The 18569-nt window shown below is 70.2% G+C and carries 16 protein-coding genes; 7 read left to right on the top strand and 9 right to left on the bottom strand.

What is annotated here, in order from left to right; genetic code table 11:
* The first annotated feature begins 23 nt into the window (after positions 1 to 23).
* From ACWD3C_RS25765 to ACWD3C_RS25755, 3 genes are read left to right on the top strand one after another with little or no spacing between them, the layout of a single operon-like run.
* Positions 24 to 1592 (top strand): class I adenylate-forming enzyme family protein, encoded by a 1569-nt coding sequence (locus tag ACWD3C_RS25765; RefSeq protein WP_451147763.1) that lies wholly within the window; start codon positions 24 to 26, stop codon positions 1590 to 1592.
* On the top strand, positions 1589 to 2764 hold the full coding sequence (locus ACWD3C_RS25760; RefSeq protein ID WP_451147761.1) for an FAD-dependent monooxygenase: 1176 nt from the start codon (positions 1589 to 1591) through the stop codon (positions 2762 to 2764). The genes ACWD3C_RS25765 and ACWD3C_RS25760 overlap by 4 nt, the downstream gene beginning before the upstream one ends.
* 40 nt (positions 2765 to 2804) lie before the next feature.
* Positions 2805 to 3599 (top strand): aminotransferase class IV, encoded by a 795-nt coding sequence (locus ACWD3C_RS25755; RefSeq protein ID WP_451147759.1) that lies wholly within the window; start codon positions 2805 to 2807, stop codon positions 3597 to 3599.
* Positions 3600 to 3777: 178 nt separating this feature from the next.
* On the opposite strand, the gene ACWD3C_RS25750 is transcribed toward ACWD3C_RS25755, so the two are convergent.
* Positions 3778 to 4263: a carboxymuconolactone decarboxylase family protein gene (locus ACWD3C_RS25750; RefSeq protein WP_451147757.1), complete on the bottom strand. Its 486-nt coding sequence runs from the start codon at positions 4261 to 4263 to the stop codon at positions 3778 to 3780.
* Between the two features lie 189 nt (positions 4264 to 4452).
* Between ACWD3C_RS25750 and ACWD3C_RS25745 the strand changes: the two genes are divergently transcribed.
* Positions 4453 to 5148, top strand: a complete 696-nt coding sequence (locus tag ACWD3C_RS25745) for a L,D-transpeptidase family protein (RefSeq protein ID WP_451147755.1) — start codon at positions 4453 to 4455, stop codon at positions 5146 to 5148.
* 37 nt (positions 5149 to 5185) lie between these two features.
* On the opposite strand, the gene ACWD3C_RS25740 is transcribed toward ACWD3C_RS25745, so the two are convergent.
* Genes ACWD3C_RS25740 through ACWD3C_RS25725 form a run of 4 tightly spaced genes read right to left on the bottom strand, consistent with a single transcriptional unit; the run spans position 5186 to position 9650 of the window.
* Complete coding sequence (locus ACWD3C_RS25740; protein ID WP_451147803.1) at positions 5186 to 6388, bottom strand: Gfo/Idh/MocA family protein; 1203 nt, start codon at positions 6386 to 6388, stop codon at positions 5186 to 5188.
* A gap of 14 nt (positions 6389 to 6402) precedes the next feature.
* A complete protein-coding gene (locus ACWD3C_RS25735; RefSeq protein ID WP_451147753.1) occupies positions 6403 to 7746 on the bottom strand; it encodes an ABC transporter substrate-binding protein in 1344 nt (447 codons plus the stop codon).
* 11 nt (positions 7747 to 7757) lie between these two features.
* Positions 7758 to 8678 carry a carbohydrate ABC transporter permease gene (locus tag ACWD3C_RS25730; RefSeq protein ID WP_451147751.1) on the bottom strand — a complete coding sequence of 307 codons (921 nt, stop codon included), beginning with the start codon at positions 8676 to 8678 and terminating at the stop codon, positions 7758 to 7760.
* A gap of 18 nt (positions 8679 to 8696) precedes the next feature.
* Positions 8697 to 9650, bottom strand: a complete 954-nt coding sequence (locus ACWD3C_RS25725) for a carbohydrate ABC transporter permease (protein ID WP_451147749.1) — start codon at positions 9648 to 9650, stop codon at positions 8697 to 8699.
* A 163-nt stretch (positions 9651 to 9813) separates the two neighbouring features.
* On the opposite strand from ACWD3C_RS25725, the gene ACWD3C_RS25720 reads away from it, so the two are divergent.
* Both ACWD3C_RS25720 and ACWD3C_RS25715 read left to right on the top strand, forming a co-directional pair.
* On the top strand, positions 9814 to 10998 hold the full coding sequence (locus ACWD3C_RS25720) for an ROK family protein (protein ID WP_451147747.1): 1185 nt from the start codon (positions 9814 to 9816) through the stop codon (positions 10996 to 10998).
* Positions 10999 to 11088: 90 nt separating this feature from the next.
* Positions 11089 to 11271 (top strand): hypothetical protein, encoded by a 183-nt coding sequence (locus ACWD3C_RS25715; protein ID WP_451147745.1) that lies wholly within the window; start codon positions 11089 to 11091, stop codon positions 11269 to 11271.
* 52 nt (positions 11272 to 11323) lie between these two features.
* Here ACWD3C_RS25715 and ACWD3C_RS25710 read toward each other — a convergent pair whose 3' ends face one another.
* From ACWD3C_RS25710 to rutA, 4 genes are all read right to left on the bottom strand, one after another.
* Entirely contained in the window at positions 11324 to 12706 is a 1383-nt protein-coding gene (locus tag ACWD3C_RS25710) for a S1 family peptidase (protein WP_451147743.1), read from the bottom strand.
* Positions 12707 to 12805: 99 nt separating this feature from the next.
* Complete coding sequence (locus tag ACWD3C_RS25705) at positions 12806 to 13327, bottom strand: GNAT family N-acetyltransferase (protein WP_451147741.1); 522 nt, start codon at positions 13325 to 13327, stop codon at positions 12806 to 12808.
* Entirely contained in the window at positions 13327 to 14157 is an 831-nt protein-coding gene (locus ACWD3C_RS25700; RefSeq protein WP_451147739.1) for an SAM-dependent methyltransferase, read from the bottom strand. The genes ACWD3C_RS25705 and ACWD3C_RS25700 overlap by 1 nt, the downstream gene beginning before the upstream one ends.
* A gap of 154 nt (positions 14158 to 14311) precedes the next feature.
* Complete coding sequence (rutA, locus tag ACWD3C_RS25695; RefSeq protein ID WP_451147737.1) at positions 14312 to 15394, bottom strand: pyrimidine utilization protein A; 1083 nt, start codon at positions 15392 to 15394, stop codon at positions 14312 to 14314.
* 144 nt (positions 15395 to 15538) lie between these two features.
* On the opposite strand from rutA, the gene ACWD3C_RS25690 reads away from it, so the two are divergent.
* Positions 15539 to 18493 (top strand): SpoIIE family protein phosphatase, encoded by a 2955-nt coding sequence (locus tag ACWD3C_RS25690; protein WP_451147735.1) that lies wholly within the window; start codon positions 15539 to 15541, stop codon positions 18491 to 18493.
* The last annotated feature ends 76 nt before the right edge of the window (positions 18494 to 18569 follow it).

Genomic DNA, 18569 nt, shown 5'->3' with positions numbered 1-18569 from the left:
CGATGGCAGAAAGGATTTCCCCCATGCGACACCAGCAGCCCCTGCTCGCCGGTCAAGGGTTCTACCTGGGCCCGATGCTCCGGGAGGCGGCCGACCGCCACGGAGCCGTCTTCGTCACCCTGGACCGCCCCCTCGACGTCCGGCCCGACCTCGGAGCCGACCTCTCCTACACGACGCTGGCCGACGTGGTCGACGAACTCTCCGGCCGCCTCTGGGACGCGGGCGTGCGGCCCTCGGAGGAGGTCGTGCTCCACAAGACGGACAACGTCGACATCGTGCTGCTGACCTGCGCGATCTCCCGGATCGGCGCCGTCCCCGCCCTACTCTCGCCGGGACTGGCCGGTCCCGTGGTCGGACAGCTCCTGGAACGGCTCCACCGCCCCTGGCTGATCACCGACCGGGCCAAACTCGAAGGCCCGCTGGCGGACGTCGACCTCACCGGCCTCGTACAAGGGACGCTCTCCGTCGACGACGCGCCCGGCGCCGACCCGCTGGAGAAGTACGCGGGCGCCGAAACCTCCGCGCCCGTGCGCCTCCACCCCAGGGAACCCGCCCTCATCACACACAGCTCCGGCACCACGGACATCCCCAAGCTCGCCGTGCACTGCCCGAACACCATGTGGAACCGGCTCGTCCCGCAGAAGGCGATGGGCTGGCCCACCCGGGGCGAGACCGCCGCGCTGCACATGTCCTTCGTGCACTCGCGCTTCTACCACCTGCTCGGCGTCCTGCTGCACTTCGGCAGCCCCCTGGTCCTGATCACCGACCCGGAACCCGCGTCCGTGGGCCCGCTGCTGGCCCGGCACCGGCCCGGCATCGTCGAGACCCACCCCAACACCTTCGTACTGTGGGAGGAGTTGGCCGACGCGCCCGGCGCACCGCTGTCCCGCGTCCGCAGTTACGGCTCCACCTTCGACGCGATCCACCCGCGCACCGTGCAACGGCTGCTCGACGCGTCGAAGCGCCGCTCACCGTGGCTGATCCAGCTGTACGGGCAGAGCGAGACGGGCCCGGTCGCCTTCCAGTGGTTCACCCGGCGCAGCGCCGCCCGCGCGGACGGCCGCCGGGTCGGGACCGGGATACCCGGCTTCACCCGGGTACGGGTCGCCGACGACACCGGCCGACGGGTCAGGCCCGGCACGCCCGGCCGGATCGAGGCCCGCACCAGGGGCCGCATCCTCACCTACCTCGGCGCCCGGGAACGCTACCTGAGCCAACTCGACGGCGACTGGTGGCAGATGGGCGACATGGGCTACCAGAGCCGCTGGGGCGCCCTGCACCTGATCGACCGCGAGATCGACCAGATCGACGCCGTGCACAGCAACCTGGAGGTCGAGGACACGCTGATGTCCCGCCTGGAGGAACTGCGCGAGGTCGTCATCGTGCCGGGCGCGGACCGCGAACCGGTGCCCGTGGTGTGCGTGCGCGGCGAACAGCCCCTGGACCTGGACCGCTGGGAGGAGGCCACGGCCGACCTGCCCGCCATGGCCGAACCACGGCAGTGGCGCTTCGAGGAGTTGCCGATGACCGCCACCTGGAAGGTGAAGCGGGTGGAGATCACCCGCATGCTGGCCGAGAGGGCGCCCGCATGAGCCGGGTCCTCGTCGTGGGCGCCGGCCCCGTGGGCCTGTCGGCGGCTCTCGCCCTGCGGGCCCACGGACTCCCGGTCGTCCTGCTGGAGGCGGACCCGGAGGACCGCGAACGGCCGGGCAGCCGCGCCCTGTTCGTGCACCGCGAGACCCTCGAACTGCTCGACGGGATGCGCCCGGGGCTGGCGGCACGGATCGCCGCGTACGGGCGCACCTGGCACACCCGGCGCACCCTCTACCGCGGGCGCGAGGTGTACGCCAGAACGTTCCCGCCGCCCGAGGGCACACCGCCGTTCACCAGCCTGCGCCAGGTGGACACCGAGCGTTTCCTGCGCGCCGCCTGCGAGGACGCCGGGGTGGAGTTCGTCTGGGGCGCCCGGGTCACGGGTGTGCGGGCCGACCCGGCCGGGGTGACCCTGACGGACGCGGACGGGCGCGCCTGGACCGGCACGCACGCCGTCGCCGCCGACGGCGCCCGCTCGGCCGTACGGCATGAGCTGGGCATCCCGATGGAGGGCAGCCGCGGGGACGGATTCCACGTCGTGGTGGACGTCGCCGACATCCCGGGCGCCGAGCTGCCGTTGGAGCGGGTCTTCCACTACGAGCATCCGGGGGTGGACGGGCGCACCGTGATGCGGGTGCCGTTCACCGGCGGCTTCCAGGTCGACCTGCAGTGCCGCGACGACGACGCGGAGGAGGAGTACGGCACCGAGGAGGCCGTACGCCGATGGCTGCCGACGGTCGTGGGGGAGGGGTACGCCGAGCGGATTCTGTGGGTGTCGACGTACCGCTTCCTGCGCAAGGTCGCGGCCTCCTTCACCGACCCGCACCACCGGGTACTGCTCGTCGGCGAGGCGGCCCACCTCTTCCCGCCGTTCGGGGCACGCGGCATGAACAGCGGCATCGCTGACGCGGCAGCGGCAGCAGACGCCGCCGCCGGCGCGCCCGACGCGGTCGCCTCCTTCGCCGAACTCCGGCGTGCCGCAGGCCTGTTCAACAGCGCGGCCGCCGGTACGGCCCTGGAGCATCTGCGGCCCCGACGGCGCATCGTCCGCGTCAAGCAGCGCGCGGCGGCGGCCCTCGCGCCCGTCGTGCCGTGGTGCGGTTCCTGGCTGGAGCACGCACCGTACGGACCCCGGCACGGCGCACCCGCGGCCGCAGGACGCAAGTACTGAACGGAAGTACGCGGGACGGAAGTACTGAAAGGAGTTCCGAGTGACACAACCGGCCACTGCGGAGGGGCTGTTGGCATGGTCGCCCGGCCGTGGTCTGACGATGGACCCCGGACCCGGCGGGCGGCTGCTCGTCGCGGACTCGTGGCTGCTGCGCGACGGACGGGTGCGCGGCTTCGACCGGCACCGCGAGCGCTTCCTGCGGGCCTGCGGCCAGTGCGGCGCGCCACCCCTGCGCCGGCTCGTCGAGTTCTGGCAGGACATGACCGCCGCGCTGCCGCGTACGGGGGAGTGGTTCCCCCGCGTGGAACTCGCGGCGGGTTCCCTTCAGTTGAGGCTGCTGCTGCGGCACGCGCCGCCGCTCGCCCCGGACGTACGGGTCTGGGCGGCGGGCCAGCTCGATCCGCGTACCGTGCCCCGCCGCAAGGGACCGGACCTGGACGCCCTGGCCCGGGTCCGCGGGCGGGCCTCGCGGGCGCAGGCCGAGGAGGCGGTGCTGATCGCGCCCTCCGGTCTGGTGATCGAGGCGGCCAACTCCAGCCTGCTGTGGTGGGAGGACGACACGCTCTGCCTGCCCTCGCCACGGCTGCCCGTGCTCGCCGGCGTGACCATGGGGCTGATCCAGGGCCGGGCCCGGCAGACCGGGATCACGGTCGCCCACCGCGAGCGGCGCCTCGTGGAGCTGGACGGCCGCGAAGTGTGGCTGGTCAACGCCCTGCACGGGATCCGGCCCGTGACGGCCTGGACGGGACGCCCGATGACCGCCGGCCCGGCGCCGCGTGCCGCGCAGTGGCGTCAGTGGCTGGACGAGATCATGGAGCCGCTGCCGGGCCAGTGAATACACGCCGCCGTACGAATCCACACAGCATGAATCCCGCACAGTATGAATCCCCCACGGCAGCGAAAACGACACACCTGCGGAAATGACCGAAGAAGAGCGCCGGGCCGAATTCACCACGGCCCGGCGCCATTGACGTGTCCCGTTTCCCGGAAAACCCCTCCGGGAGAGTCGGACCCTACTTCTGAACCGGCTGATAGCCGCCCGGCGCCATACGCGTCGAGATCGCGATCCGGTTGTACGCGTTGATGACCGTGGCCGCCCAGATCAGCGCCGCGATCTGCGCCTCGTCGAAGACCTCGACTGCCTGGGCGTACACCGCGTCCGGGACGCGCCCGTCGTGCACCAGCGTCACGGCCTCGGCCAACGCCAGTGCGGCACGCTCCCGTTCGGAGAAGAAGGGAGTCTCCCGCCAGGCGGCGAGCGTGTGGATCCGCTGCTCGGTCTCGCCCTGGGCGCGGGCGTCCTTGGTGTGCATGTCCAGGCAGAACGCGCAGCCGTTGATCTGCGACGCGCGAATCCTGATGAGCTCCAGCAGTTCCGGCTCCACCTTTGCGTCCTGCGCCGCGGAAACAGCGGCGGCGTGCAGAGCGCCCATCGCTCCGGACACATCGGGGGTGATTTTCTTGAGGGCCACACGAGATATGGAATCACTCTTGGTCATGAGGAGACTCTAACCCCGAATTGGGGGCCGTGAATGGAGAATTGAGCTATTTCACAGGCTCTCGACGTCCACTCCCGCGGAGGCGGTTGTGTAACCGTTTCGTCGCAGCCCGGGCGCGTACGCAACCCTCACCGCCCGATGCCGGTCTAGCAGGCGAGGCCACAGGAGCCGCGAGAGGGAAGGCAGACCATGGGGGACATACGGAGACGGGGCACCGTCGCACTCGGGATCACCGGACTGGTGGTACCGCTCACCGTCGCGCTGGGCGCCGCGCCCGCGCAGGCCGCGAGCTGTACGACGCAGACCGGGCCGTACCAGAAGAAGGTCGAGAAGTTCCTCGGCCGGCCGGTCGACGGCAAGCAGTCCGCCGCCGACTGCAAGGCGATCAGGGCCTTCCAGACGAGGCACGGCATCAAGCCGAACATCGGGTACGCCGGCCCCATCACCTGGGGCGTGATGAACCTGAAGAACAAGCAGAAGGCCGTCGGCAAGAAGCCCAACAAGGCGGGCAAGTGCCCGGTCAACAAGGGCCGGATCGCCTGCGTCAACCTCACGCTCCAGCTGAGCTGGATCCAGGACGGCAGGAAGCTCGTCTACGGACCCGTCCCGGTCCGCACCGGCCGCGACGGATACGAGACCCGCACCGGCCTGAAGAAGATCTACTGGCGGAACATCGACCACGTCTCGACCATCTACGACGTGCCCATGCCCTACAGCCAGTTCTTCGACGGCGGCCAGGCCTTCCACTCCGTCGGCATCAGCGTGTGGAGCCCGCCCGGCTCCCACGGCTGCGTCAACATGCGGAAGTCCAACGCCAAGAAGTACTGGTCGCTGCTGAAGAAGGGCGACGACGTCTACGTGTACGGCCGCAAGCCGGGCACCTGACACGAAGTCCGGCACCCGGCCCACCCGCGCGGAAGCGTCACACCCGGGGCGCGTCCCCGAAGTCCGGGATGTCCAGCCTGACCCCACCCTGCCGAGCGGACTCGTGCGCGACGATGCCCGGCAGGGTGTAGCGGGCCGCCACCCACGCGTTCACCGACGGCAGTGTCCGTGTGTTGACCGCGGTCACGAAGTCGTCCACCAGGAAGTGGTGGCTGCCCTCGTGCCCGTTGTGCAGATGGTCGAACTCCCGCGGCAGCCGCGACCGGTCGTGCACCGGCGCCGAACCGGAGGTGAAGGCGGCCCGCAGCTCCGGCGCGATGTGCGTCAGTGACGGATCGTCAGGAGACATGGTGGGCTTGGGCTCCAGCAGTTCGCTGATGTCCTTCACCCCCTTCTTGTCCTGCCACAGCGCCACCGTGGCGATCTGCTCCATGCTCGCGTCCGTCCCGAAGAACCGGAAACGCGACTCCCGGATGTGCGAGGGATAGCCGACCCGGCGGAACTCGTTCGTACGGAACGAACCGCCCCCGGCCACCTCGAACAGCGCGGTCGCGTTGGAGAAGTCGTTCCCGAACCGACTGATCTCCTTGTCGAACACGCCGTCCCCGCGTTCGTCGCGCACACCGACCGCCGACACGCTCACCGCGTGCGTCTGCCAGGCCCCCAGCACCCCGCCCACCGAGTGCGTCGGGTACAGCAGCGGGGGATAGCTGGCGGTCTCCTTCCAGTCCTCGCCGCCGCTGTACTGGTACGCCTCGTAGAACCCGAGGTCCATGTCGTGCACATAGTCGCCCTCGGCGTAGAAGAGCCGCCCGAAGGCGCCCTCGGCGATCCGGTCGCGGGCGTGGACGGTGGCCGGGTTGTACTGGCTGGTCTCGCCCATCATGTACGTCAGCCCGGTCGCCCTGACCGCGTCGATGATCGCGGCGATCTCCTCCGTACTGATCGCCATGGGCACCGCCGAGTACACGTGCTTGCCGGCGTTCAGCCCCTGGACGACCAGCGGGCCGTGCGTCCAGCGCTGGGTGAAGATCGCGACGGCGTCCACGTCCTTCGACTCCAGCATCGCCTCGTACGAGGGGAACGTGCCCGACAGCCCCTCCGCGGCCGCCAGTCGCTCGGCCCGCTCGGGGAGCAGGTCGGTGACGTACACGTCGTTCACGCCGGGATGGGCCAGGAACAGCTTCGCGAACTGGCCCGAGAACTGGCCGGCGCCGACGATGCCGAGGGAGAACGTCATGAAGGACATGCCTTTCACTGGTCGAGGATGAGGTTGATCTGGTCGTTGGTCTCGTCGAGGCTGCTCACCGGCGTGCCGTTGCCGTAGATGGCCTCCATCGCGGGCTGCATGAGCGCCGTCACGTCCGCCGCGTAGTTGGTGATCGGGTAGGAGAAGGTCCGGAAGTCGTCCTTGTCCGCGACGGGGCGGGTGAAGGCCGTGACATCGATGCCCTTCTTCTCGTAGGCGGCGACTGCGGCCCTGGTGCCGTCCGGAGTGGCGGGGAAGACGATCCCGTACTCGCCGACAACGCTCTGGCACTTGTCGGAGGCCAGATACGCCACCCACTTCCGGGCGCCCTCCTTGTTCTTGGAGCCCTTGGTGATGGAGTCGGCGAGGCCGTTCATCATGGTGGCGCGTTTGCCGGTCGGGCCGACCGGGGTGGGGGCCGTGGCGATGTCCTTGCCCTTGAAGCCGTGGTACGTGGAGATCATCCAGGCCCCGTCGAAGGCGGCGGCCGCCTTGCCCGCGGCGACCTGTGTGTTGCCCTGGTTGGACTGGACGTTGTAGTCGGTGAAGGGGGCCATGTAGCCCTTGTCCGCCAGGCCGAAGTACCAGTCGATGACGGACTGGAAGGTCTCGCTGTCGTACTGGTACTCCGTACCCCACCGTGCCTTGTCCGTATAGCTCCACCCGGCGGAGGCGGTGAAGGGGCTCCACTGCGTCTGGCCGTCGCCGTAACCGCCGCCGTTGGTGGCCAGCCCGTACACCTTGACATTGTCCTTGTCGAAGCCCGGCTCGTCGCCCCGTTGGCCGTTCTCGTCGACGGTGAGGCGGGCGACGGCCTTCTCGAAGGTGCCGCCGTCCTCGGGGTTCCAGGAGAGGCCGCCCAGTTGCTCGGCGGTGAGGCCGGCGTCCTTCGCCATCTTCTCGTCGTAGAAGAGTGCCACGGTGTCCCAGTCCTTCGGGGTGCCGTAGCGGCGGCCGTCCTGGCCGATCCAGTTGGCGGCGAGCCCCGGCTGGTAGTCGGCCTCATCGATGTCCAGGTCGTCGAGCGGCTCCAGCACGTCCAGATCGACGAACTGGCCGAACTTCTGGATGTGGTCGGTGAACACGTCCGGCTGGGTGCCCGCGATGAAGCCGGCGGTGAGCTTGGTCCAGTAGTCGCTCCAGCCCAACTGGGTGATCCTGACCTTCAGTCCGGGGTTCTCCTTCTCGAACCCCTTCGCGCAGGCCTGGTAGGCGGGCAGTTGGTTCGCGTCCCACAGCCAGTACGTCACTGTGTTCGCGGACGACCCGGTGGAGTCGCCCTGCGCGCAGCCGGTCACCAGGGACAGGGCGAGTGCGCCGGTCATCGCGGTCAGCGTACGAAGTCGCATGGTCCGTTCCCTCACTTGATCCCGGTGAAGCCGATGGAGCTGACGATGCGGCGGGCGAAGCAGGCGAAGAGCACCAGCATCGGCAGCGCGGCGATGAGCGTCGCCGCCGTGAGCCCCGACCAGTCGACGCCGGTCGCCGGGGTCTGCGCCCGGAAGACCGCCAGCGCCACGGTCAGCACGCGGGAGCCGTCGCTGTAGGAGACCATCAGCGGCCAGAAGTAGTCGTTCCAGGCGGTGATGTACGTCAGCACGGACAGCGTGATGACCGGCGTGGACGCCATCGGCAGGATCACCCGGAAGAAGATCTTGATCTTTCCGGCGCCGTCGAGCAGCGCCGCCTCCTCGACCTCCCGTGGGATGTTCATGAAGAACTGACGCAGGAAGAAGACCGCGAACGGGGTCATGAAGAGGCTGGGCAGCGCGATGCCCAACAGCGTGTCCACCAGGTGGAGTTGCTTGATGAGCACGAAGTTCGGCAGCAGCGTGAAGATGGTCGGCACCATCAGCCCGGCCAGGAACAGCCCGAAGACCTTGTCCCGGCCGCGCCAGCGCAGCCGGGAGAAGGCATACGCGGCCATCGCCGAGAAGAAGATCTGGCAGCCGGTGATCAGTGTCGCGACGATCACCGAGTTGAGCAGATAGCGCCAGAAGTCGAGCCCGCCGCCCGCGCCGCCCTGCGCGATCGCCTCCTCGGCCGACTGCAGACCGAGGGCTCGCTCGAAGCCACTGCCGGTGAGGTCGGCGGGCAGTGGGTTGGTGGGGTCGGCGCTGAGGCCGGCGTTGGTGGAGAGCGCGGTGCGCAGGATCCAGTAGAACGGGAGCAGGGTGATGAGGACGATCAGGACCATCACGGTCCAGGCGGTGGCCCGTCCGAAGGAGAACCCGCGCCGGAGCGGTCGTACGGTCGTCGTCGTGGTCGTCACGGCAGCCATCTCGGTGTCTCCTTCCCGTCAGCCGAGGTCGGTCCGGCCGGCCCGGGTGAGCCGGTACTGGAGGACGGTGATCGCGCTGAGCACGACCAGCAGGGCGACGGACATCGCCGAGGCGTAGCCGAACTGGAAGCGGCCGAACGCGGAGCCGTAGATGTAGAACTGGAGCACGTTGGTCGCGTTCGCCGGGCCGCCCGCGGTGGTCACCGCCACGGTGTCGAAGACCTGGAACGAGCCGATCACCGTCATGATCAGCACGACCGCGAGCACGGGCCGCAGGAGCGGCATGGTGATCCGCCAGAACATCCGCCACTCACTCGCGCCGTCGACCTTGGCCGCCTCGTACATGTCGTTCGGTATCGCCTGGAGACCGGCGAAGAGGAGGAGGGCGGTGTAGCCGACGTGTCGCCAGACGTTGATCAGGGCGATGGTGGGGATCGCCCAGGTCTCGTCGGCGAGGAAGGGGATGCGGTCGACGCCGAGGGCGCCGATGATCTCGTTGCCGATGCCGAGTTGCGTGTCGAGGATCCAGAGCCAGACGAGACCGGCGACGACGTTCGACATCAGATACGGGGTGAGCACGATGCCCCGCAGCCAGGCCGACTGGGTCAGCCGCTGGAGGAGTACGGCGATGGCGAGCGCCGCCACGGTCTGGACGCCGATGTTGATGACCACGTACTCGACGGTGACCGTGAGCGAGTCCCAGAAGATCGGGTCGTTGACCATGCGGACGTAGTTGTCGAGCCCCACCCACTCCGCCGGGGTCAGCAGGTTGAAGCGCGTGAAGCTCAGGTAGACGCCCCGCAGCGTCGGCCAGAGCAGGAACACCAGGAAGCCCAGCATCGCCGGGGCGATGAAGGCGGCGGCCAGGGCGCCGTCGCCGCGGGCGCGTCGCTTCACCTTGATCGCCGGCGCCCCGCGTTCGGCGCCGCTCAGTGGTAGTCGGGATGGTGGGCTGCTGGAGGCGACGGTCATCGGGGGCTCCCTCGGCGGCGGCTCGGCCTCAGGCCACTTACTTTTGTGGCGGAATAATTGAGCCGTCAAGGGGCGTGCAGACGTCTTTTCCGGGCGTCGATCTCGGCCTAGAGTGATGGTATTGCTTCCATGGCTGAATAAAATCTGTGGGAGTCTGACCTACATGACCGCACTCACTGCCGACTGGCCGCCGCTCAGCCCCGGGGAACGCGCGGTGGCGATCGAGGTGCTCGTGCACGGGCCGCTGTCGCGCACCGAGCTCGCCCGGCGGCTGTGCCTCTCCGCGGGCAGCCTCACCCGGCTGACCAAACCGCTGATCGAGTCAGGCCTCCTCGTCGAGGCCGAGACCGAAGGCGGGGGCGGGGGCGGGGAGGGCGGCGCGGTGGGAGCGGTCCGGCAGGGGCGCCCCTCGCAGCCCCTCGACATCGTCGCCGAGTCCCGCTCCTTCATCGGCTTCAAGATCACCGAGGACATGGTCTACGGCGTCGTCACCACGCTCAGGGGTGACGTCGTCGCCCGCCACGACCGCCGGCTCACCACGCACGAGCCCGCCGAAGTCGCCGAGCTGCTGCGGGAGATGACGGACGAGTTCACGCGTGACATCCCGGGCCCGGCCGGCATCGGCATCGGTGTGGGCGGCCGGGTCGAAGGCCGTGCCGTCGTCGCAGGGTCGGTCTTCCTCGGCTGGCACGACGTACCTTTCGCCGACCTCGTCGAGGAGCGCACCGGGCTGCCCGTGGTCGTCGAGAACGACGTGGCCGCCCTCGTCGAGGCCGAGGCCTGGTTCGGTGCCGGCCGCGGCCTCGACCGCTTCGCGGTGCTCACCATCGGCGCCGGGCTCGGCTACGGGCTGGTCCTCGGCGGCCGCCGGATCCCCTCCGCCGAGGACGGCCACGGCGTCGGCCGCCGCTGGCTCGTCGACCCGCACGGCCCGCTCACCCCCGACGGGGACCGCGGCAGCGCCGTCTCACTGCTCACCATCCCCAGCATCCGCTACCAGATCCGCGCCGCCACCGGCGAGGACAGGGCGTACGAGGAGATCCTCGCCCTCGCCGCCGCCGGCGAGCCCATGGCCGCACGCGTCATCGACGAAGCCGCCCGCGCGCTCGGCACGCTGGTCGCCCAGATCGCCAACTTCGCCATGCCGCAGAAGATCCTGCTCGCCGGAGAGGGCGTGGGCCTTGTCGACGTGGCCGGGGCGGCCGTGGCGGAGACCGTCCGCGCCCACCGCCATCCGATGGCCGAACCGGTGCACCTGGAGACCAAGGTGTCGGACTTCCACGACTGGGCGCGCGGCGCCGCCGTACTGGCCATTCAGGGGCTCGTGCTCGGAGCTACGGTGGCGTAAACATGGAGTGATCAGCTTCACGTCCCGTAATGCCCGAAGAAGTGCTTTTACTCACGGTGACTTCACGCCAGGCGCCGTAGGCTTCACAGCATGTCCACCACTCCTGAAATCGTCCTGGAAAGAACGGAAAGAACAGCCGCCGAGGTCAACGCGGAGATCCGGGCCCTGTGGTTCCGGAGCGGTGGGACGCTCGACGGCGAACAGCGGCGCGAGTACCAGCGGCTCGTCACGGAGTGGGCGGCGGCCTCCCCGAGTGCGAGGAAGGCCGCGTAACCCGGCCCGTGGTCACCTGAAGTGACGGACACCACCCCGAGCGGCGGGCCCCTCAGCTCCAGCTCTGCGAGTACTGGCGCCGGAACGCCGCCCGGTCCTGTTCCGTACGGATGAAGCGCGTCGCCGCCAGGGCCACCAGACTCCCCGCGATGACCAGCAGGCCCGGCCCCACGTTCCGCGGGTCCACGATCCGGTCCAGCAGAGGCGTCGCGGCATCCGACGCCTCCACCGGCTGCACCGCACCCGGCTGAGCCGATCCCGGTACCGCCGCCCCCTGCGAGGCGTCGTCCGACGGCGCGGCGGACACTCCGGGGTCGGGCTCGGATGCCTGGGGCAGCCCGGCCAGCTCTACGTTGAGGGCCTTCAGGGCCTTGGTGACCGGCTGGAAGAACGTCGTACCGCCGGTGGTGCAGTCGCCGTTGCCGCCCGAGGTCACGCCGAGCGCGACACCCTCGGAGAACAACGGGCCGCCGCTGTCGCCCGGTTCGGCGCACACCGTGGTCTCGACGAGCCCGGTGACCGTGCCCTCGGGGTAGTTCACGGTCGCGTCGAGCCCCGTCACCTCGCCCTCGGCAAGCCCGCTGGTGCTGCCGCTGCGGAACACCTTCTGCCCGACCGTGGGATCGGCGGCCGACGTGATGCGCACCCCGCGTCCGTCACCGATCGCGACGACGTTGGAGGAGGTGTTCTGCGCGTCGTCGTCGTACCGCACGAGGGAGAAGTCGCCGCCCGGGAAGTTCGACGTGATCGTCAGGCCCACCTCGCCGGAGCCCTGGGTGTCCGTGAACCAGACCGAGCCCGCGGGTCCGCAGTGCCCGGCGGTGAGCATGTAGTTGCCCTCCCCGTTCGTGACGTTGAAGCCCACCGAGCAGCGTCCGCCGGTCCCGAAGATCGCCTCGGCGCCGTTGAGCCGCGTGGTGAACGTGCCCTCGGTTCGCTCCATCCGCACGGAACCGCCGATGTCCTCGGCCAGCCGGGTCAGCCGGGACCAGTCCTCGGCCGACACCGTCCTGTCGGCGCGCACCACGACCTCGTTCGACGAGGGGTCGACGGCCCAGGAGGTGCCCGCCACCCGGGGTGCCGAACTCAGCGCGCTGGTCGCGGACTTGAGGTCGTCCATGCTGTACTCGACCATCTTGGGGCGCGCCCCGGCCGCCTCGACCCGGGCCGCCGCCTCCTCGTCGGTCACCGCCACGACCGGCATTCCGTCCGAGGCGATCCACGAGCCGGCGGTACGGTCGGCGCCCAGCTCCGAGACCATGCCCGAACCGGTGTCGGCCGCCGTACGGGCCGAAGTCACCGTCGGCGGCGCCGAGTCGGCCCGCCCCGGCTCGCTCGCCACGGCCTGCGTGACCATCAACCCGCCGCAGAGCAGTCCGCCGACGGCCGCCAGCCGTGCCACCCGCCGGACGACCCGTCGTCGTGCGTGCCTCATCTACCTGGCTCCCGAACCCCGTACGACACGGCGTCACCGCCGCCAGGGCCTCCGGTCCTTGAGCGCCCTTCCCTCATACGTGCGGTGACGCCCCCGTGTTCACCAGTCGGCGTCGACGTAGCCCATCGTCCGGTTCATGCCGATCGCGCTCGCGTTGAGCGGGTGGTGGACGGTACGGATCATGCTCACCCCGCACAGCCCGGCGAAGCCCAAGCCGAACGTCTTCATCGCCACCGAGAGGTGCCGGCCCCGCCAGTCGGCCCGCACCCCGGTCATCTCGTTGAACACGAACCCCGACCCGCGCCGGTCCGAGCTCGCCGCCATCCCGATCCAGGCGTCACCGTCCAGCGCGAGGACCACACCGCGCGGATCGAAGCCGGGCGCGTCGAAGCGCTGCCGCCGGTACTCGTCGTACGAGAAGAACGCACCGCGCTCCGGGATGTCCGCCGAGCACTCCTTGTTCAGCTCGTACAACTCCCGCCGGTGCTCCGGAGTGTCGCCGAGCTCGGAGAGTGTGGTCAGCCGGATGCCTGAGGTGCGGTACTTGTCGACGTACGGCTGGAAGCGCGCGAAGTCGAAGGCACAGACGTCGAGTTGGAGCCTCACCCACGGAACCGCCATCAGTGCTTGCACCCCACTCCGCCGAACAGCGCGACCGCGTCCGGCTCCGGGCGGCCGGTGGCCTCCGGGCGCCAGCGGGAGCAGCAGACGACCCCCGGTTCGAGGAGCTCCAGCCCGTCGAAGAAGCGGGCGACGGCCTCGGGCGTGCGCTGGGTGATGCCGGGGGTGCCGTGCTGGTTCCAGAAGCGGACGGCCGCGTCCACGTCGGGCATGGCCGGACCGGTGATGGTGTGTGAGAGGACCACATGGCTGCCCGGCGGCAGGGCGTCGACCAGGCGGCGCACGATGCCGTACGGGTCCTCGTCGTCGCCGAGGAAGATGACCACGCTGAGCAGCATCAGCCCGATCGGCCGGCTGACGTCCAGTGTCCGCGAGGCGTGTTCGAGGATCGCGTCGACGTTGCGGAGGTCCTCGTCGAGGTAGTCGACACGGCCCTGGGGTGTGCCTCTGAGCAGGGCGCGGGCATGGGTCAGGACCAGCAGGTCGTTGTCCACGTAGACGACCCGTGCGTCCGGGGCGATCCCCTGGGCGACCTCGTGCGTGTTCTCCGCGGTCGGCAGCCCCGTGCCGATGTCCAGGAACTGGCGTATCCCGAGGTCACCGGCCAGATGGCGCACGGCACGCCCCAGGAACAGCCGGTCCGCCCTGGCGTACTCGCCGATGGCCGGGTACAGCCCGCGGATCCGCTCGCCGGCGGCCCGGTCGCACTCGTAGTAGTCCCGGCCGCCGAGCCAGTAGTTCCAGATCCGGGCCGTGTGCGGCTGGGTGGCGTTGATACGGCCGCGTATCCCCTCCGGGGAAGAGGCCGCGGCGGTCGGGTGCTCGGTCACGGATCGACTCCTGGAGGCGTGTGCGTGTTGCGCGTGCGCGCGGTGCCAACCGGCAATGTAGACGCCCGAGTTGGCCTCCGTCCGGAGTCCGCGGATCTTCACAGGCGGAACTTTTGGTCACGTGCCACCGGCCGCCCCACGTGCCCCTTGTGCCTCAGTCCGCGGACGGCCTGCCCGACCGGGACGTCATCAGCGGCTGGATGCGTGTTCCGAAGCTCTCGACGCCTTCGAGGAAGTCGTCGAAGACCAGCATGATCCCCTTGGTGCCGGGGACCTCGGCGATCTCGTCGAGCATCCCCGCGACCGTCTCGTACGAGCCGACGAGCGTGCCCATGTTGAAGTTCACGGCACCCTCGGGCAGCACGATGGTCCGTGCGGTCGAGGAGCCGTCGGCGGTGGTGTCCGTGGCCGATTCCCCCGCCATGTAGGCCAGCGCCGCGCGATCGGCGTTGTCGTGGTAGTCCTGCCACTTCGCGCGGGCGGCCTCGTCGGTCTCGTCCGCGACGACCATGAACAACGAGAGCGCTCCCACGTCCCGGCCCGTCTCCCGCGCCGCGTCCACGAGCGTGGCCGTGGAGTCCGCGAACGCGAGCGGGGTGTTGACGCCGCTGCCCAGGATGAAGTTGTAGTCGGCGTGCTCGGCGGCGAACCGCATGCCGGTGCCGCTCTGCCCGGCGGCAACGATGTCAATGTGTCCGTTCGCCGGCCGGGGGGAGAGCACGCAGTGGTCCATCTCGTAGAACTCGCCCTTGAAGTCGCTCACGCCCTCGCGCCACAGTTCCTTCATCACGGTGACGTACTCGACGGCCCGGGCGTAGCGGTTGCCGAAGTGCTCGTCCCCGGGCCACAGGCCCATCTGGGAGTACTCGCCGGGCGCCCAGCCGGTGACGATGTTGACGCCGAACCGGCCGGGGGCGATCGAGTCGACCGTCACGGCCATGCGCGCGACGATCGCCGGCGGCAGGGCGAGGATGGGCGTGGAGGCGTACAGCTTGATGCGGTCCGTGACGGCGGCCAGGCCCGCCATCAGCGTGAACGACTCCAGGCAGTGGTCCCAGAACTCGGTCTCGCCGCCGAACCCCTTGAGCTTGATCATCGACAGTGCGAAGTCGAGCCCGTGCTCCTCGGCCTTCCGCACGATGGCCTTGTTCAGCTCGAAGGTCGGCAGGTACTGCGGTGAACTCTTGGATATGAGCCAGCCGTTGTTGCCGATGGGGATGAAGACGCCGATGTCCATGCCGCTCCTGAAGAGGTCGGTCCCGGCCAACTCAACTCGGCCTGGATTCCCAGCCGTTGATCTCCCGTTCCCATGATCGTAGTCGAGCGTGAGAATCCTGCGAAGCAGCGTTCCGGTTGAGGCTGGAACGATAATGTTCGCACCATGAACGCACGGCTGGCTCTCCTCCGCACGGTTGCCCCCGGTGTCGCGGAGAGTGAGGTCTTCCGGCTGGCACTGCAGCATGTGGTGGGCGAGCTGGGCGCCCTGGGCGGAGCGATTCATCTGCGTGGCCCCATGTCCGCGCTGCGCCTGGTGTCGGAGGCCGGTCTGCCGCCCGGCCTCACCCGCGCGTGGGAGATCGTCGACCAGGAGGGCCCACTGGTCCCGGCCCGCGCCCTGCACGAGGGCAGCGGCGTCTGGGTGCCGCACACCTCCACCGAGCCCGCCGGGACTCCGCAGGAGACCGCGGACGTCGTATGGCCGGGCACGGGCCTGGCCGCCGTGCCGGTGTTCGGCGGGGACCGCAGCATCGGCGCGCTCACCGTCCTGACCGGCGACCGGGGCGAGCCCACCCCTGTGCAGTGGGCCTTCCTCCGGTCCGTCGTCGCCTGGACCGAGGACCGCATGGTCCAGGCACCGCCACCGTCCGGGCCCTCGCACGCCGAGCCGGACAGTGAGCACCTGCGGCAGGCCCTGAAGGAGGTCAGCGTCGGATCGTGGGACTGGAACATCGGGACCGGCGACCTGATCTGGGACGAAGCGGCCCTGGAGCTCTACGGCACCAGACCGGAGGACTTCACGGGCAAGGTCGAGGGCTGGATGAGATGCGTCCACCCCGACGACCTGGCCCCCACGCTGGCGCTGGTGGACCGGGCGATCCGCGACCACACCGTGTTCGAGGCCGAGTACCGAGTGCAGCGCCTGGACGGCACGTACGGCTGGACGCAGGCCCGCGGCAGGGCCACGTACGACGAGAACGGCGAACCCCTCCGGATGATCGGTGTGGGATGGGCGAGCAACGAGTCCCGTTCCGCCCGTGACGCCCTCAGCCGGGCCCTGCGCCACATGAGCGACGGCTTCCTCGCGGTGGACGACGGGTGGCGGATCACCTTCGCCAACCTGGAGGCGGAACGCACGCTGGGCTTCTCCGAGGAGGAACTGTTCGGGCGCGTGCTGTGGGACCTGCCCGCCGCACGGCAGGTCCCGGGCCTGGAGTACCGCTGCCGGACGGCCGCGGCCGAGGAGAAGCCCGTCGGCTTCGACGTACACACGCCGGACAGCGGGCGCCGCTACCACGTGCGGCTGGTCCCGGGGCCCGACGGCCGCACCCTCTATTTCACCGACGTCACCGAGAAGCGGCGCCTGGAGGAGGAGCGCCGGGCGGCCGAGCGCGCCGCCTCCGAGCGGGCGGCACGGATCGCGGAGCTGACCGCGGCGCTCGCCAAGGCGACGACCTCACAGGACGTGGTCGACGCGATCGCCCGACGGGTGCTGCCGCCGTTCGCCGCCACGGGGCTGGTGGTGCAGGCACTTGAGGGCGACCGCCTGCACACTGTCGGATCCATGGGCTACCCGGACGACGTCCTCGCCTTCCTCGACAACCGCCCGCGCTCGCCCGGGGACCCGATCTGGGACGCGGTCGTGTCCGGTGCGCCGCTGTTCCTGTCCTCGGCGGAGGAGTTCACCGCGCGCTACCCCGGGCGGGCCGACCTGCCCGGCCGCGCCGGCAAGCAGGCCTGGGCGTTTCTGCCGCTGACCGCGTCCGGGCACACCTTCGGGGTCTGCGCGGTGACGTTCGACCGTCCGCGGCGGCTCACCGGTGAGGAACGCGTCCTGCTCACCACGATCAGCGCGCTCGTCGCCCAGGCCCTGGAACGGGCCCGGCTGTACGACGCCGAGCACGCCCGGTCCCGCGAACTGCAGCGCAGTCTGCTCCCCAAGGGCCTGCCGGACCTGCCCGCGTGCACGGCCGCCGCCCGGTACCTCCCCGCCGGGCAGGGCATGGACGTGGGCGGCGACTGGTACGACATCATCCCACTCTCCGGCGGCCAGGTCGCCCTCGTCGTGGGCGACGTCATGGGCCACGGCCTGCCCGAGGCGGCCACCATGGGCCGGCTGCGCACCGCCGTCCACACCCTGGCCGACCTCGAACTGCCCCCCGACGAGATCATGAGCCACCTCAACGACATCGTCGCCGGCTGGGGCGAGGAGTCGTACGTCACCTGCCTGTACGCGTTGTACGACTCCACGACACAGGTCTGTTCGATCGCCCGCGCAGGGCATCCGCCACCGGCCCTGGTCCACCCCGACGGCACCGTGCACTTCCCGGAACAGGCCGCCGACCCGCCGCTGGGGGCGGCCAAACCGCCGTTCGAGACGGTCGAGTTGGAGGTGCCCGAGGGAAGCCTGCTCGTGCTCTACACCGACGGCCTGGTCGAGTCGTCGAAGCGGGACATCGACGAGGGCATGGCGGACATGGCCCGGCTGCTGAGCACGGCGCACGAAGGCGGCGCCGTCGGCACCGGCGCGGATCTGGAGCGCCTCTGCGACACCCTGACGGCCGGTCTGCTTCCCGCCGAGCACCAGGCGGCCGACGACGCGGCGTTCCTCGTGGCCCGGCTGCACGCCCTGAGCGGCGACCGGGTGGCCTCGTGGCCGCTTCCCGAGGACCCGAAGGCGGCCGGCCAGGCCCGCCGCCATGTCCGCGAACAACTCGCCGCCTGGGGCCTGGACGACCTGACCCCCACCACGGAACTCCTGGCCAGCGAACTGGTGGGCAACGTCGTCCGCCATGCCCGCGGCCCGGTCCGCCTGCGTCTGCTCCACGGCACCGAACTGATCTGCGAGGTCTTCGACGGCAGCCTGACGATGCCCCGCATCCGGCGGGCGACGGAGACCGACGAAGGAGGCCGCGGCCTGCAACTGGTCACGGCGCTCTCCCAGCGCTGGGGCACCCGCTACACCCCGAGGGGGAAGTGCATCTGGACCGAGCAGCCCCTGCCCGGCCCGGACGGCCGGAAGGGCCGGCCGAGCGATCCCCCGGGCCTGATGTTCCTGAACGGCGAGGAGTTCGACGGCGACCTGGACGCGCTCGCCTTCGGGGACCAGGAACTGTAGCGACATCCGGACGGCCTTGATCGCCGACGGCTCTCTACCAATAAGTAACTTCCGCGTTGTCTCCCGTCCATCAATG

Source organism: Streptomyces sp. NPDC002845 (assembly GCF_053591955.1).
The sequence above is the reverse complement of the archived record's forward strand: the minus strand, read 5'-3'. Positions and strand labels throughout refer to the sequence as shown.

Bases quoted from the DNA above. Each gene is read 5' to 3' on its own strand.
- ACWD3C_RS25765 (WP_451147763.1), top strand. From the start codon at position 24: ATGCGACACCAGCAGCCCCTGCTCGCCGGTCAAGGGTTCTACCTGGGC.
- ACWD3C_RS25760 (WP_451147761.1), top strand. From the start codon at position 1,589: ATGAGCCGGGTCCTCGTCGTGGGCGCCGGCCCCGTGGGCCTGTCGGCG.
- ACWD3C_RS25750 (WP_451147757.1), bottom strand. From the start codon at position 4,263: ATGACCAAGAGTGATTCCATATCTCGTGTGGCCCTCAAGAAAATCACC.
- ACWD3C_RS25745 (WP_451147755.1), top strand. From the start codon at position 4,453: ATGGGGGACATACGGAGACGGGGCACCGTCGCACTCGGGATCACCGGA.
- ACWD3C_RS25740 (WP_451147803.1), bottom strand. From the start codon at position 6,388: ATGACGTTCTCCCTCGGCATCGTCGGCGCCGGCCAGTTCTCGGGCCAG.
- ACWD3C_RS25735 (WP_451147753.1), bottom strand. From the start codon at position 7,746: ATGCGACTTCGTACGCTGACCGCGATGACCGGCGCACTCGCCCTGTCC.
- ACWD3C_RS25730 (WP_451147751.1), bottom strand. From the start codon at position 8,678: ATGGCTGCCGTGACGACCACGACGACGACCGTACGACCGCTCCGGCGC.
- ACWD3C_RS25725 (WP_451147749.1), bottom strand. From the start codon at position 9,650: ATGACCGTCGCCTCCAGCAGCCCACCATCCCGACTACCACTGAGCGGC.
- ACWD3C_RS25720 (WP_451147747.1), top strand. From the start codon at position 9,814: ATGACCGCACTCACTGCCGACTGGCCGCCGCTCAGCCCCGGGGAACGC.
- ACWD3C_RS25715 (WP_451147745.1), top strand. From the start codon at position 11,089: ATGTCCACCACTCCTGAAATCGTCCTGGAAAGAACGGAAAGAACAGCC.
- ACWD3C_RS25710 (WP_451147743.1), bottom strand. From the start codon at position 12,706: ATGAGGCACGCACGACGACGGGTCGTCCGGCGGGTGGCACGGCTGGCG.
- ACWD3C_RS25705 (WP_451147741.1), bottom strand. From the start codon at position 13,327: ATGGCGGTTCCGTGGGTGAGGCTCCAACTCGACGTCTGTGCCTTCGAC.
- rutA (WP_451147737.1), bottom strand. From the start codon at position 15,394: ATGGACATCGGCGTCTTCATCCCCATCGGCAACAACGGCTGGCTCATA.
- ACWD3C_RS25690 (WP_451147735.1), top strand. From the start codon at position 15,539: ATGAACGCACGGCTGGCTCTCCTCCGCACGGTTGCCCCCGGTGTCGCG.